This is a genomic window from Sagittula marina (assembly GCF_014196795.1).
GTDB lineage: Bacteria > Pseudomonadota > Alphaproteobacteria > Rhodobacterales > Rhodobacteraceae > Sagittula > Sagittula marina.
Window position 1 is genome coordinate 178,374 of record NZ_JACIEJ010000002.1, and the last position, 13,695, is coordinate 192,068.

Sequence of the window (13,695 nt, forward strand, 5' to 3'; positions counted from 1 at the left end):
TGAGGCTGGCCGAGGAAGGCGCCCGGCCAGACAAGGAGCACGCCCATGAACATCCTCATCCTCGGCAGCGGTGGCCGCGAACATGCCCTCGCATGGGCTGCGCTCCAGAACCCGAAATGTGACAAATTGATTGTCGCACCGGGCAACGCCGGCATCGCGCGTATCGCCGAATGTGCAAAAATCGACATAAATGACGGCGGCGTGGTGGCTGAATTCGCCGCAGAGAACGCCATCGATCTGGTTATCATCGGACCCGAGGCGCCGCTGGCGGCAGGGGTTGCAGACCGTTTGCGCGAGGCAGGCCTTTCAGTTTTCGGCCCTTCCGCCGAGGCGGCAAAGCTTGAAGCCTCCAAATCCTTTACCAAGGAAATCTGCGACGCCTGCGACGCGCCCACCGCTGCTTATGGACATTTCACCGACGCCGATGCAGCAAAGGCCCATATTCGCGCAGGAACTGCCCCGGTCGTGGTCAAGGCAGATGGACTGGCCGCAGGCAAAGGCGTGATTATCGCCGAAACCCTCGACAAGGCCTGTGACGCCGTGGACGACATGTTTGGCGGCATCTTCGGTGGCGCGGGCGCAGAAGTCGTGATCGAAGAGTTCATGACCGGCGAAGAGGCGTCCTTCTTCGTCCTTGTGGACGGCAACGACTGCCTCCCCATCGGCACAGCGCAAGACCACAAGCGCGTCGGAGAGGGCGACACGGGTCCGAACACGGGCGGCATGGGTGCCTATTCTCCCGCACCGATCATGGACGAAGCCGTGACGCAAAAAGCGTTGGACGAAATCGTGCGGCCCTGCATGGCCGAGATGGTCAAACGCGGCACACCCTATCAGGGCGTCCTCTATGTCGGTCTGATGATCGAAAATGGCCAACCGCGCCTTGTGGAATACAACGCACGCTTTGGCGACCCGGAATGCCAGGTGCTGATGCTCCGGCTGGGCGCACAGGCGCTCGACCTGATCCAGGCCTGTGCCGAGAGGCGCCTGTCAGAGGCCCAGGTCAACTGGGCTGACGATCACGCGATGACCGTTGTGCTGGCCGCCGAAGGCTACCCCGGTGATTACGAAAAAGGCACTGTGATCAGCGGTCTCGACAAGCTGACAGAGGATTCCATGAGCGTCATGTTCCATGCCGGCACGACTGAGAAAGATGGCGCGATCACCGCATCAGGTGGGCGGGTCCTGAACGCCACCGCTCGCGGTGCGACTCTGCAGGAAGCCCGCGACCGCGCTTACGCAATGGTGGATGCCGTGGAGTGGCCGCAGGGCTTTTGTCGCCGGGATATCGGATGGCGCGCCCTCTGAGCACATACCATTGCACACGTAATGTTCGGCGCTTCAGCCGGGCGTTATGACCTCAGCCTCTGTGACGATCAGGTCCAGAGGCTGATCCGTGTCTTCCAAAGGCAGGTCAGCCATTTCCTGCGCAGCAAATGCAAATCCGATGGCCATGGTCGCGCGCTTGGCCCGCAATTTCTCCAGTGTGCGGTCGTAAAAACCACCGCCGTAGCCCAGCCGCCCACCAGCCCGGGAAAACGCCACCAATGGCACGATCAGGATTTCAGGCTCCATCCTTTCACCAGACGCCGGGATGAGAGCTCCAAACGCTCCGACCGTCATCTCGCAGTTTGGCTCCCACACGCCAAAGGTCAGCGGCTGACCTGCTGCCTCGATCACCGGAACGCCGACCACACCATATGCCGACGCCTCGGCCATGGCGGCCACAGGGTCGATCTCCGTCCGTATCGCCATGTAGCCGGCCGTGGCCACGCCCCGATAGCCCGCCAAAATCTCGCTCAATCTGCCGGCCTGGCCAGGCAATCGGCTGTCAAACGCCGCCTTGCGCGCAGCAAACGCCGCCTTGCGCGCCTCAGCTTTGCGGTCATCAAGGCTCATAGCAGCACCACCACCGCCAAGCCAAGAAAGGCGAAGAAGCCAACCACATCCGTTACGGTCGTCACAAACGCGCCAGAAGCCAGCGCCGGATCAACACCGACCTTTTCCAAAACCACAGGGATCATAATGCCCGCCAACCCGGCGATGACCATATTGATCACCATGGCTGTTGCGATGACGCCACCGAGTGCGGGCGAACCGAACCAGATGATGCCAACGATTCCCATGACCACGGCAAAAGCCATGCCATTGATAAGCCCCACAACGCCTTCTCGCCTGATAACCCGCCAAAGGTTCGACCCGGTAAGGTCTTTTGTGGCCAGAGCACGCACGGCAACAGTCAGGGACTGCGTCCCTGCGTTCCCGCCCATGGACGCGACGATAGGCATCAACACCGCCAACGCCACCACTTCTGTGATGGCTGCTTCGAACTGCGCAATCACCAGCGACGCCAGAACCGCGGTCACAAGGTTCACCCCAAGCCACGGGATACGGCGCTTCACCGTGTCGACCACCCTGTCCGACAGCCGCGATTCACCATCCACACCGGCAAGCCGCAGGATGTCTTCTTCGTTTTCTTCATCCAGAACGGTCATGGCGTCATCGATCGTGATGACACCAACGAGCCGCTCATTGCCATCCACCACCGGTGCCGAGATCAAGTGGTATTGGTTGAAGGCATAGGCCACTTCCCCCTCGTCGCGCAGCACCGGTATGACATGAAACGACTCTTCGGCGATGGACTTCAGCGTCACATCCCGCGCCGACGACATGATCCGACCCAGGGTCACATTCCCCACGGGGCGCAGCTTTGGGTCCACCAGAACCATGTGGTAAAATTGTTCCGGCAGGTAGTCCGTGGAGCGCATGAAATCGATGGCCTCACCAACGCTCCAGTGTTCCGGCGCCATGACCACTTCGCGCTGCATCAAACGCCCGGCCGAGAACTCGGGATAGGTCAGCGACTGCTGAACAGCGAGACGGCCGCTTTCTGTCAGAACATCAAGGATCGCGCCTTGCTGCGTTTCATCGAGATCCTCGATCAGATCGACCACGTCGTCCGAATCCAGTTCCCGCACGGCCTCTGCCAGGACCTGCGGCGACAGGGCGCTGATCACCTCCTCGCGCAGTGTTTCATCCAGCTCCGACAGAATGTCGCCGTCGAATTCCTGACCGTACAGACGGATCAGCCGCATCCGGTCGAAGGCATTCACCTGTTCCAAAAGGTCGGCGATGTCTGCCGCGTGCAGCGGCTCCATCAGCGCGACAAGCTGGTCCCGGTCTTCCGTATCGACGGCATACAGAATCTGGGCAACCGCCTTGCGGTTCAGATCATAGCCCTCGTCACGCACCTCTTCCGTTTCGGGTGCTTCGCTGGTCTCTGCCATTTGGGTGCCTCCGCCTGTATCGGTCCGAACACTACGTCATCACCCATCAGAGCAACAGGCCCGATTGTCCTTTTGCGCGCGCAGCATTACCCTATGCGCAAAGGAGATCCAGATGACCGCAACGCTGCACCTTGGACAGTTGATCCAGTTCAACGCAAACCCGTTTTTCGAGGGCGCAAATGCTGCAAAACATGTCATCGAAGGTGCAATATTGGTCGATAATGGCATGGTCGAACAGGTCGGTGAAGCACAGACCCTTCGGGCTGAACATCCTGATGCTGCGGTGCAGGATCACGGCACCCATTTGCTATTGCCAGGCTTTATCGACGCACATGCGCACTATCCCCAGACAGGTATGATCGCGAGTTGGGGCAAACGTCTGATCGATTGGCTCAACAGCTATACCTTTCCGGAGGAAATCCGGTTCCAAGACCCGGCCTACGCCAAGGAGATGGCAGAACGCTACCTCGACATCTTGCTCGCACATGGCACCACGACGGTCTGCAGTTTTTGCACCATTCACCCGACATCCGTCGATGCGTTGTTTGAGGCGGCAGCCAAGCGCAACATGCGTGTGTTTGCAGGGAAAACCTGCATGGACCGCAACGCACCCGACGCGCTTAAAGACATGGCACAAACTGCATATGACGACAGCAAGGCGTTGCTGGACCGTTGGCATAGAAAAGGCCGCGCTTCCTATGTCATCACACCACGCTTTTCGCCCACCTCCACGCCAGAACAGCTGTCTGCGCTGGGTCAACTTTGGGCGGAACATCCAGACTGCCTGATGCAAACCCATCTGTCAGAGCAGGTGGACGAAATCGACTGGGTGCTGTCGCTTTTTCCGAAAGCAAGAGACTATCTGGATACTTACGAAGCGCATGGACTGCTTGGGCGGAATGGCCTTTACGGGCACGCCATCCACCTGACGGATCGGGAAAGATCCCGCCTCAAAGAGGTCGGAGCAGGACTGATTCACTGCCCAACGTCGAATACCTTCATCGGATCCGGATTGTTCGACATGGATGGTTTGACGCAAGCGGGCCATACGGTGGGGCTTGCAACGGACACTGGCGGCGGCTCTTCTTTTTCGATGCTGCGCAGCATGGCAGCGGCCTACGAGATCGGCCAACTCCGCGGTCGCGCGCTGCACCCGTCAGAACTGCTTTGGCTCGCCACAGAAGGCTCCGCCGCTGCACTGCGAGACGACAGTATCGGGCGGCTTGTGCCCGGCGCCGCGGCGGATTTCATCGCGGTCGACCTGGCCTCCACCCCAGCCATCGCCCAACGCGCCACACGCGCCGACGACATATGGGAGGCGCTCTTTCCGACCATTATGATGGGCGACGACCGCGCCATCGTGCAGACATGGGTTGCGGGCAGTCCCGCCCTCTAGGAATTGGCGATCAAACTGAGGCTGCTGAGCGCTCAGCAGCCATCCTTCCCCAGCACCAACACCCAGATATCTCCAGGTGCACGGACAAGCCCGTAATCCACCACGTCCGGATTCAGAATATTACTTCGATGCCCCGGCGATTGCACCCAATCGCCCAGCACTTCATGCACTGACTGCTGTCCCTTGGCGATGTTCTCGGCAATGGCACAAGCTGCGTACCCAGCCGCCCGAGCACGCTGCAGCACATTGCTGCCGCTGGAGCCTTGATGATCGAAGAACCCGCGGCGGGCCATATCCAGCGCGTGCGCTTTAGCGGCTTCCTCCAGTTGCGCGGAGGGCGCCAAGGGCCCAAGGCCCTGCTCTGCCCGAAACCCATTCAGCATCTGACGCACGGGCTGCGCGTCACTGCTCTGCGGCAAACTGCCAGCCATCGAAATACCTATCACAATCGGCGCGATCTGATGAAAAATGCCGTTTCTCATTCTCGAATGTCCCTAACATATTCCCGACGCGACAATACCGTAGGCGATAATATATGTCGCAAACCCAAGCCCTGCTGGCGATTGTATCTATCCGTGATCGGCTTGGTTAATGTCGAATGCCTTCTGCTTTGTCATAGCTCTCATCCGCGCATTGAACCGCTGTTCCTCTTCGTCCGTGCGGAACTGACCGGCGGCTTCTTTAAAGCGTGCACGCCAGAATTTTAATTTTGCCACAAAGCCCAAGCCATCGCTGATAGTTCCGCCATTTCTTGGGTCGCTGGCATCGTTTCACCGATCGCTGCGTAAGCGTACGTCCCTTTTCTTCAAACAGAGTGAGTTTAAATGCTCTGTGACGCGCCTGCCAATAGCGATGTACGGGTTGAGCGCCACGATCCGGCCCCGAAGCTTCGCGACCTGCCACTCGAAGTCTTGAACCATGCCGCGCGCAGATCAACACCCGCAGGATCTCTGAGCAGCGGGCCTTGGACAAACACTCTGGCGCAGACTGTCTCCTTGTTCGGCTGGGCACTGCGCAGGCAGAGGTCGACGGCTCGCCAAGGCAATGATCCCACTCGTAAAAGATCCCCGCATTGGTCAACTCCGCGCGTCAATCTGCAGGGTTCTGCCGATTGAACCGTCCACTGCGCGAGAGGCATCATGTGGGGCCACAATTCGCAACCAACGTGCCTGCCCTTCTGACACTTCCAAGGCTTCGCCAGGGTATCAACTGAAGCGCGAGGGCTTTGCGGTCGCGTCGGCCATGTTTGCATCATGATTACGACAAGCGTTGCTTTGGTCAAATCCGCAACGACGCAGTGCGGGCGACAGGGCCACTCTGCCAGTTGATGTCGTCGATTTGTGTGAAAGCGGCTGCGTCGTCGTGCTTGCAGGCTTTGCGCGGAGCTGCCGTCTCGAACCCCGTCTAACGTATTGCGTTGAACACAGGGTCTCACCTTGGCTTTGCAAATATGCAATCTCGAGACCACTGGATCACGCCAAGCGCGCGGCCAACTTATTTTGTCGCCGGATCGCTTTAGATACGTCGAAAGTCACCACATGCCCATCCCGCACGATCTGACGGCCTTCAACCAGCAGATGCTTCACCCGCGTCGGACCTGCCAGCAACAGCGCCGCCGGATCCCAGCTTCCGGCACTCTCGATCCCCGAAACATCCCACATCGCGATATCCGCGCGTTTCCCCACAGCAATTTGACCGCAGTCCTGCCGCCCCAGCACCTCTGCGCCGCCACGCGTTGCAATCCGCAACGCCTCTCGTGCGCTCATGGCATCGGCCCCCCGCGTCACGCGCTGCAACAGCAGGGCCTGCCGGGCTTCGCCGATCAGATTGCCCGCGTCGTTTGACGCCGAGCCGTCCACGCCAAGCCCGACCTTCACGCCCGCATCACGCATGGCCCGGACTGGCGCAATGCCAGACCCCAGCCGACAGTTGGAACATGGGCAATGCGCCACCCCGGTTCGCGAACGGGCAAAAAGGTCGATTTCTGCTCCGTCCAGTTTTACACAATGCGCATGCCAGACGTCGTCTCCAGTCCAACCCAGGTCTTCCGCATATTGGCCTGGGCGGCACCCGAAATGGGCCTCGCTATAGGCGACGTCTTCGTCATTTTCCGCCAGATGGGTGTGCAGCATGACCCCCTTGTCACGCGCCAGAAGCGCGGCTTCGCGCATCAAATCGCGGCTGACCGAGAACGGTGAGCAAGGCGCGACACCGACCCGCACCATCGCTCCCTCTGTCGCATCATGAAACGCATCGATCACACGGATGCAGTCCTCCAGGATCGCGCTCTCCGGCTCCACCAGCGCATCAGGAGGCAATCCACCGTCGCTTTCACCGATGGACATGGCCCCGCGTGTGGGATGAAAGCGCAACCCCACCTCACGCGCAGCCGCAATCGTATCATCCAGGCGGGCGCCATTGGGGTACAGGTACAGATGGTCGGAGGTCAGCGTGCAGCCAGACAGCGCCAGCTCCGCCAGGCCAATCTGCGCAGAAGTGAACATCTCCTCGGGGCCGAACTTCGCCCAAATGGGGTAGAGCGTCTGTAGCCAGCCAAACAGCAGCGCGTCCTGCCCACCAGGTACGGCGCGCGTCAAGGTCTGATACAGGTGATGATGGGTGTTGACCAAGCCCGGCGTGACAACACAGGACGCAGCATCGATCACCTCGCCGGTGCTGGTCAGCCCCGTGCCGATTTCTGCAATGACTCCGTCCGACACCCGGATATCGACGCCCGAAAGCTCCGCCCCTGCGTCATCCATCGTCAGTACCGTTTGCGCGTTGCGGATCAGCCAATCGGTCATATGGTGCCCCTTCAGAAGCGTTTGAGGATCTCCAGCGCCTGCGCGTGTATGCTCGGGTTGGCCGCTGCGAGGACCCTTCCACCGTCGTGCGCGGGTCCGCCCTGCCAGTTGGTGACGATGCCCCCTGCCCCTTGGATGACGGCCAGCGGCCCCTGGATGTCATAGGCTTGCAGCCCCGCCTCGATCACAAGGTCGATCTGGCCCATCGCCAACAGCGCGTAAGCGTAGCAATCCATGCCATAGCGCACCAGCTGGACCTCATCACGAACGGCCTCAAAGCCTGCACGCTCCGCCAGGGTGCCTACTTCGGGAAAGGTTGTGAACAAAATCGCATCGCCCAGCGCACCGGTGGTCCGCGTGCACAGCGCTCCACCGCCGCGCGGACTTTGCCAATTGGCCATGCCCAAACCGCCGCGGAACCGCTCTCCCGTATAGGGTTGGTCTATCATGCCAAAGCGCGGCCCGGTCTCGTCAGAGACGGCAATCAGCACGCCCCACGTGGCCGTGCCAGACATAAACGCGCGGGTGCCGTCAATCGGGTCCAAAACCCAAGTCATCCCCGTGCTGCCGCTTTTATGTCCGAATTCTTCGCCAAGGATTGCATCGTCGGGCCGACGCGTTGCCAGAACGGCGCGCATGGCCTGTTCCGCTGCCTTGTCTGCTGCTGTGACAGGATCAAACCCCGTGCTCAGCTTGTTTTGCACCTCAAGCCCGCCGGATTGGCGGAAGTATGGTAAGATAACGTCTCGCGCTGCATCGGCGAGTGCCTCAGCAGTGGAGGTCAACTCCTCTGCCAGCTCTTTTGAGATATCCACCAGCATTACCTCTGCGTTAGCCAGACCCTCCTCCGGCTATCGCAGATAATGTCTTGGCTCAAGCCACGTCAGACAGGACGCGCGCCAACTCAAACAGGCGACGGCGCTGGTTTTCCGGGATGGCGTAGTAGGACCGAACGAGGTCGAGTGCTTCTTTGTCGCCCAGGATGTCAGACGGAACATTTTCCGATGTCAGGGCCGCTCCGCTCTCGGACTCTATGCCCTCGAAGAAGAAGCTGACCGGAACTTCCAAAGAGTCGGCGATATCCCAAAGCCGGGATGCGCTGACACGGTTTGCCCCTGTCTCGTACTTTTGAATCTGTTGGAACTTGATACCGACCTTCTCAGCGAGTTGCTGTTGGGTCATGCCCACGAGCCAGCGACGGTGCCGAATTCGCTTGCCAACGTGAACATCAACGGGGTGCGCCATCTTTTTTTTCCTGTTCTTTGGGTTTGGCCGATGAGCGGCCCGGTAATTGGATCGTGACCCGTACCAGCCTCATCCTGCACGTGTATGACCTATGGTGCTACATCAAATATGTATCCAAAATCAACCCAAACAAGCGCCTAAAGATGGTAAACAAGTTTGCTTTTCAACATAAAGTTGAAAAAACTTAAGTATTGTTGATGTGGGGCTGTACGACGTTCATTCTTCAATTCAAAGCATCGGCGCATTCGCGCAGGAGTAATACTCGAAAGAATAGGAGCACCCTATGCGTGCGTACGTAGTACCAGCCCCAGACACACGTCCAAGTGTAATCACAATTCCGGAACCTGTACCCGCAAAAGGAGAGATTCGCGTCCGAATCGCCGCCTGTGGGTTGAATTTCGCTGACCTTCTCATGATCAAAGGCACCTATCAGGACACACCGTCCCACCCTTTCACGCTCGGAATGGAGGTTGCAGGGGTTATTGATTCGCTGGGCGACGGCGTCAAGGGCTTCGCTATTGGCGACCGTGTGGCGGTCTTCGGGGGCCAGGGCGGGCTGGCGGAGCTTGGCTGTTTCGACGCCATCCGCGCGGTCAAACTGCCCGACGCCATGCCCTTCACCGACGCCGCAGCTTTTCAGATCGCTTATGGCACCAGCCACGTCGCGCTGGATTATCGTGCGCGCCTGCAGCCAGGGGAAACATTGTTGGTTCTGGGCGCTGCCGGGGGCGTCGGCCTCACCGCCGTCGAGATTGGCAAACTCATGGGGGCAAATGTCATCGCCTGCGCACGGGGCGCGGACAAATTGCAAGCCGCCAAAGCCGCCGGTGCGGATCACCTGATTGACGCAAGGACGCAAGACATCCGTGCCGAGGTAAAGTCACTTGGCGGGGCGGATGTGGTCTATGATCCTGTCGGCGGCGAGCAATGGGACGCGGCCTTTCGCGCGTGCAAGCCGGACGCTCGCCTTCTGCCCATTGGCTTTGCCTCAGGCGAGGTGCCGCAAATCAAATCCAACCACCTCCTGGTCAAGAACCTCTCTGTTCTGGGGGTCTATTGGGGCGGCTATCTGGCCTTCAAACCGGAGGTCCTGACGGACAGCCTCGCGACATTGATGCAATGGCACGCAGACGGCCGGCTGCACCCGCATGTCTCCAACACCTTTCCATTGGATCAGGCCGATGAAGGTCTCGAAATGCTGCGCACCCGCAAATCAACCGGTAAAGTCGTGATTACGATCCAGGATCTGTAAAACAACACTCGCCCCCGGCAGCCCTGCAGCACGAGGGCGAGTACCTTCCAGACCTTACGCTCTGTCAGCCGCCCAGATCATGTCGATCATCTTTTGCGTGCCCTTGGAGAACTCCAGCGGACAGGGGTACGCCACCCCATCCAGCACAGACGCATTGAATGCCTCAACTTGCTTTACATAGTGATTGATCGCAGGAAAGCGCCAGCGCGTGACCTCCAGCGACGTATCTTGCACCTCGACAGACGCTTCGCCGTAAACGCCCGCGTTGAACGGCGCGGTCAGTCGCATCACACCACCGTCTCCATGAAACACAACTTCCTGGAACGGCGCCATGCGCATCGACACGACACTGCTGTAATGGAACGACGGAAAGCGCGCCGTGACATGGCTCCAGACATCAACGCCGTTTTCGCGTTCAATACATGTGGACAGGATGTCTGAAGGCTCCTCCCCGGTCACAAAGCGCACCGTGCCATATGCATAGACACCAATGTCCGGGATGGCGCCGCCGCCGGTTTCAGGATTGTTGCGTATGTTGCTGGTGTCTGCGCGGTTGTCGTAAGAGAACGCCACCGACACACGTTTGATTGTGCCGATTGCCCCCTCTTCGTACAACGTCTTGGCCTTGGCCCACTGCGGGTGGTGCACAACCATATAAGCCTCTGCCGCCAGCTTGCCTGAGCTGTCACGTGCCGCGATGACATCGTCGAACTGTGTCGCTTCCATCGCAAGAGGCTTTTCCACCAATACGTGCTTGCCTGCATGCAAAGCCTTCTTTGACCACTCCACATGCAAATGGTTTGGCAGCGGAATGTAGACTGCGTCAATCTCCGGGTCGGCCAATAAATCGTCATACGACAGGTGCACCTTCAGACCCGGCGCATACGCTGCAAAAGGTGCCGCCTTCTCGGTCGAAGACGTGGCCAGCGCCACGAGTGCCCCGCGTTCGCCGGCATGTATCGCACGTCCCATATGCTCCCGCGCGAATTTCGCCGCGCCTAGAATGCCCCATCTCACGTGGTGCGCCATTGTTCCTCTCCCTCACGTCTGTCCGCCCACGTTAGCGCACAGACCTGCGACCGCAAGCCACGGCCGACGGCATGCAAAAACCCCCGCCGGATGTCTCCGACGGGGGCCAACCCGAACCTTTGAATCTGTGAGGGAAGTCTTGGGCAGGGTCGTCAGGAACCGGCCGCTCAACCGATCCCTATCTCATGCACTAGCGAGCATACCATGCTCTTTGGCAAGCTCTTGCATGCGCTTTTGCAGTTTTTCGAACGCCCGGACTTCGATTTGGCGGATACGCTCACGGCTTACGTCGTACTGACCGGACAGATCTTCCAGTGTCACAGGCTTTTCCGCCAACCGACGCTGGGTCAAAATGTCTTTTTCCCGATCGTTCAGAACGTCCATCGCGGCGGTCAACAGTTCCCGGCGCGCTTCAAGTTCGTTGCGCTCGGCGTAATCCTCAGCTTGATCGGCATCTTCATCCTCCAACCAATCCTGCCACTGCATCGTCCCTTCGCCTTCGGACCCGACGGTCGCGTTCAAGGACGCATCGCCACCGGACAAACGCCGGTTCATGGAGATCACCTCGGTCTCCGTCACGCCCAGGTCGGTGGCGATCTTCTGAACATGCTCCGGACGCAGATCACCGTCTTCCAATGCACCGATCCGCGACTTCGCCTTCCGCAGGTTAAAGAACAGCTTCTTCTGTGCAGAGGTCGTGCCCAGCTTTACCAGCGACCAGGACCGCAGGATATATTCCTGAATCGAAGCACGGATCCACCACATGGCGTAGGTCGCCAGGCGGAAGCCCTTCTCAGGGTCAAACCGTTTCACAGCTTGCATCAGGCCGACGTTCGCCTCTGAAATCACCTCTGCCTGCGGCAAGCCGTAGCCGCGGTATCCCATGGCGATCTTGGCCGCGAGTCGCAGGTGAGACGTAACCATCCGGTGCGCGGCCTCAGTGTCTTCTTCCTCGACCCAGCGCTTGGCCAGCATGTATTCCTCTTCCGGTTCCAGCAGCGGAAACTTCCGGATTTCCGAAAGGTAGCGGCTCAGACCGGCTTCCGGCGACGGCGCCGGGAGATTTGCATAGTTGCTCATGTCTGTCCCTTTTCTGGCGATCATGTAACGACCTTTAACATCCAAATGGGTATGCGAGAGCGCCGTTTCAAGTTTCATATTGCCTAAACGTTAAACAATCCTAACCGTTCCCAATCCGAAAGAAAGGCGTTGTAACACGATCTAACGTGCATGTGCGCACAGCCCGCCTTCTTTTCTGACATTTTTTATCAGCTTTCAGGAAGGCACAAGAAAGAACCGCCCCAACGGGAGGTTTTCGTCGGCTTTTCTGCAAAGGGATGACGGCGGAACGAGAGCGCTGTCAGCCGCGCAGCGCGGCCAGCATCTCGGCCATGTCCTGCGGCAGCGGCGAGGAGAACAGCATTTCCTCCTCCGTCGCGGGATGAACGAAGCCCAGCTCCGCCGCGTGCAGCGCCTGACGATCAAATGCGTTGGCCGAGGCAAAGCCCTGCACCGACAACGCGCTTTCCTTCAGCTTGCGCCGACCACCGTAAACCGGATCGCCGACCAGCGCATGGCCCGCATGTGCCATATGCACACGGATCTGATGCGTGCGCCCCGTCTCCAACCGGCATTCCACCAGCGTCAGGCAAGCAGGGTCTCCAAACGTCTCCAGCGGTTTGGCATGGGTGATCGCGTGCCGCCCCTGCCCGTCAAAGAACACCGCTTGGCGCTGTCGATCTGTGCGGTGACGCCCAAGGCCGGAAGTGATGCTGATCTCGCCCCCCGGCGCGGTGGACACGCCGCGCGTGCCGATCAGGCGTGGGTCCGCCAGATCCGGCACCCCGTGCACCAGCGCCAGATAGGCGCGACGGGCAGTGTGTTTCTCGAACTGCTTCGCAAGGCCATGGTGCGCCCGGTCGGACTTTGCCACGACCAAAAGCCCACTGGTGTCCTTGTCGATGCGGTGCACGATGCCGGGACGTTTCTCGCCGCCAATACCCGACAGCTCCCCGCCGAAGTGGTGCAGCAATGCGTTTACCAACGTTCCCGACGGCGACCCCGGCGCCGGATGCACCACCATCCCTGCAGGCTTGTCCACCACGATCAGATCGGCGTCCTCATGAACGATGGACAGCGGAATATCCTGCGGCAGCACATCATAATCCACCGCCTCCGGCACCGCGATTTCGATCACGTCACCCTCGGCGACGCGCGCTTTCGCATCGGTCAACACCTCGCCGCCGCGTGTCACCGCGCCTTCGGCGATCAATTTGGACAGGCGGGTGCGCGACAGGGACGCAGCCTCTGGCACATCGCGCGCCAGCGCCTTATCAAGACGCGGCGGCGGGTTGGCCGTGATCGTGACACAAAGGCGCTCCATGGACGCTCCCGAGACTGCTGAGTATCAGCCCCCCCGCAGCCTGCGCATCCTGCAAGCCATGGTGACGCTGCTCATGGTGGTGATGATGGCCGGGATCATCGCAATCGCCAGCCTGCTTTGGCTGCGCTATAGCAAGGCACAGGCCCCTCTGCCAGAGCTCATCACACTGCCCGACGGAACGCAGGCCACCGCCTACACCCAAGGTTCGGACTGGTACGCCGTAGTGACGAACGACGATCAAATCCTCATTTTTGACCGCGCCACCGGACGTTTGCGCCAAACGATCCTTATCGAATGAC

The 13,695-nt window shown here is 59.7% G+C and carries 13 protein-coding genes; 4 read left to right on the forward strand and 9 right to left on the reverse strand.

Annotation, left to right across the window (positions count from 1 at the left end):
• The first annotated feature begins 45 nt into the window (after positions 1–45).
• A complete protein-coding gene (gene purD, locus GGQ68_RS04210) occupies positions 46–1,308 on the forward strand; it encodes a phosphoribosylamine--glycine ligase (protein WP_183963240.1) in 1,263 nt (420 codons plus the stop codon).
• 33 nt (positions 1,309–1,341) lie between these two features.
• On the opposite strand, the gene GGQ68_RS04215 is transcribed toward purD, so the two are convergent.
• On the reverse strand, positions 1,342–1,899 hold the full coding sequence (locus tag GGQ68_RS04215; protein WP_183963242.1) for a 5-formyltetrahydrofolate cyclo-ligase: 558 nt from the start codon (positions 1,897–1,899) through the stop codon (positions 1,342–1,344).
• Positions 1,896–3,287: a magnesium transporter gene (mgtE, locus tag GGQ68_RS04220; protein WP_183963244.1), complete on the reverse strand. Its 1,392-nt coding sequence runs from the start codon at positions 3,285–3,287 to the stop codon at positions 1,896–1,898. Before mgtE ends, GGQ68_RS04215 begins: the two co-directional genes overlap by 4 nt.
• A 112-nt stretch (positions 3,288–3,399) precedes the next feature.
• Between mgtE and guaD the strand changes: the two genes are divergently transcribed.
• Positions 3,400–4,683 carry a guanine deaminase gene (guaD, locus tag GGQ68_RS04225; RefSeq protein ID WP_183963246.1) on the forward strand — a complete coding sequence of 428 codons (1,284 nt, stop codon included), beginning with the start codon at positions 3,400–3,402 and terminating at the stop codon, positions 4,681–4,683.
• 32 nt (positions 4,684–4,715) lie between these two features.
• Here guaD and GGQ68_RS04230 read toward each other — a convergent pair whose 3' ends face one another.
• The 4 genes from GGQ68_RS04230 to GGQ68_RS04245 form a co-directional block, all read right to left on the reverse strand.
• Entirely contained in the window at positions 4,716–5,165 is a 450-nt protein-coding gene (locus tag GGQ68_RS04230; RefSeq protein ID WP_246429259.1) for a CAP domain-containing protein, read from the reverse strand.
• 990 nt (positions 5,166–6,155) lie between these two features.
• A complete protein-coding gene (locus GGQ68_RS04235; RefSeq protein WP_183963248.1) occupies positions 6,156–7,487 on the reverse strand; it encodes an 8-oxoguanine deaminase in 1,332 nt (443 codons plus the stop codon).
• Positions 7,488–7,498: 11 nt separating this feature from the next.
• Complete coding sequence (locus tag GGQ68_RS04240) at positions 7,499–8,308, reverse strand: inositol monophosphatase family protein (protein WP_183963250.1); 810 nt, start codon at positions 8,306–8,308, stop codon at positions 7,499–7,501.
• 52 nt (positions 8,309–8,360) lie between these two features.
• Positions 8,361–8,732, reverse strand: a complete 372-nt coding sequence (locus GGQ68_RS04245; RefSeq protein ID WP_183963253.1) for a helix-turn-helix domain-containing protein — start codon at positions 8,730–8,732, stop codon at positions 8,361–8,363.
• A gap of 283 nt (positions 8,733–9,015) precedes the next feature.
• On the opposite strand from GGQ68_RS04245, the gene GGQ68_RS04250 reads away from it, so the two are divergent.
• Positions 9,016–9,984 (forward strand): NADPH:quinone oxidoreductase family protein, encoded by a 969-nt coding sequence (locus GGQ68_RS04250; RefSeq protein ID WP_183963255.1) that lies wholly within the window; start codon positions 9,016–9,018, stop codon positions 9,982–9,984.
• A 54-nt stretch (positions 9,985–10,038) separates the two neighbouring features.
• Here GGQ68_RS04250 and GGQ68_RS04255 read toward each other — a convergent pair whose 3' ends face one another.
• From GGQ68_RS04255 to GGQ68_RS04265, 3 genes are all read right to left on the reverse strand, one after another.
• Positions 10,039–11,013 carry a Gfo/Idh/MocA family protein gene (locus tag GGQ68_RS04255; protein ID WP_183963257.1) on the reverse strand — a complete coding sequence of 325 codons (975 nt, stop codon included), beginning with the start codon at positions 11,011–11,013 and terminating at the stop codon, positions 10,039–10,041.
• Between the two features lie 183 nt (positions 11,014–11,196).
• On the reverse strand, positions 11,197–12,093 hold the full coding sequence (gene rpoH / locus GGQ68_RS04260; RefSeq protein ID WP_183963259.1) for an RNA polymerase sigma factor RpoH: 897 nt from the start codon (positions 12,091–12,093) through the stop codon (positions 11,197–11,199).
• 280 nt (positions 12,094–12,373) lie between these two features.
• Positions 12,374–13,396, reverse strand: a complete 1,023-nt coding sequence (locus GGQ68_RS04265; RefSeq protein ID WP_183963261.1) for an RluA family pseudouridine synthase — start codon at positions 13,394–13,396, stop codon at positions 12,374–12,376.
• On the opposite strand from GGQ68_RS04265, the gene GGQ68_RS04270 reads away from it, so the two are divergent.
• Positions 13,395–13,694: a DUF6476 family protein gene (locus tag GGQ68_RS04270; RefSeq protein WP_183963263.1), complete on the forward strand. Its 300-nt coding sequence runs from the start codon at positions 13,395–13,397 to the stop codon at positions 13,692–13,694. The two genes, GGQ68_RS04265 and GGQ68_RS04270, sit on opposite strands and share 2 nt — an antisense overlap.
• The last annotated feature ends 1 nt before the right edge of the window (position 13,695 follow it).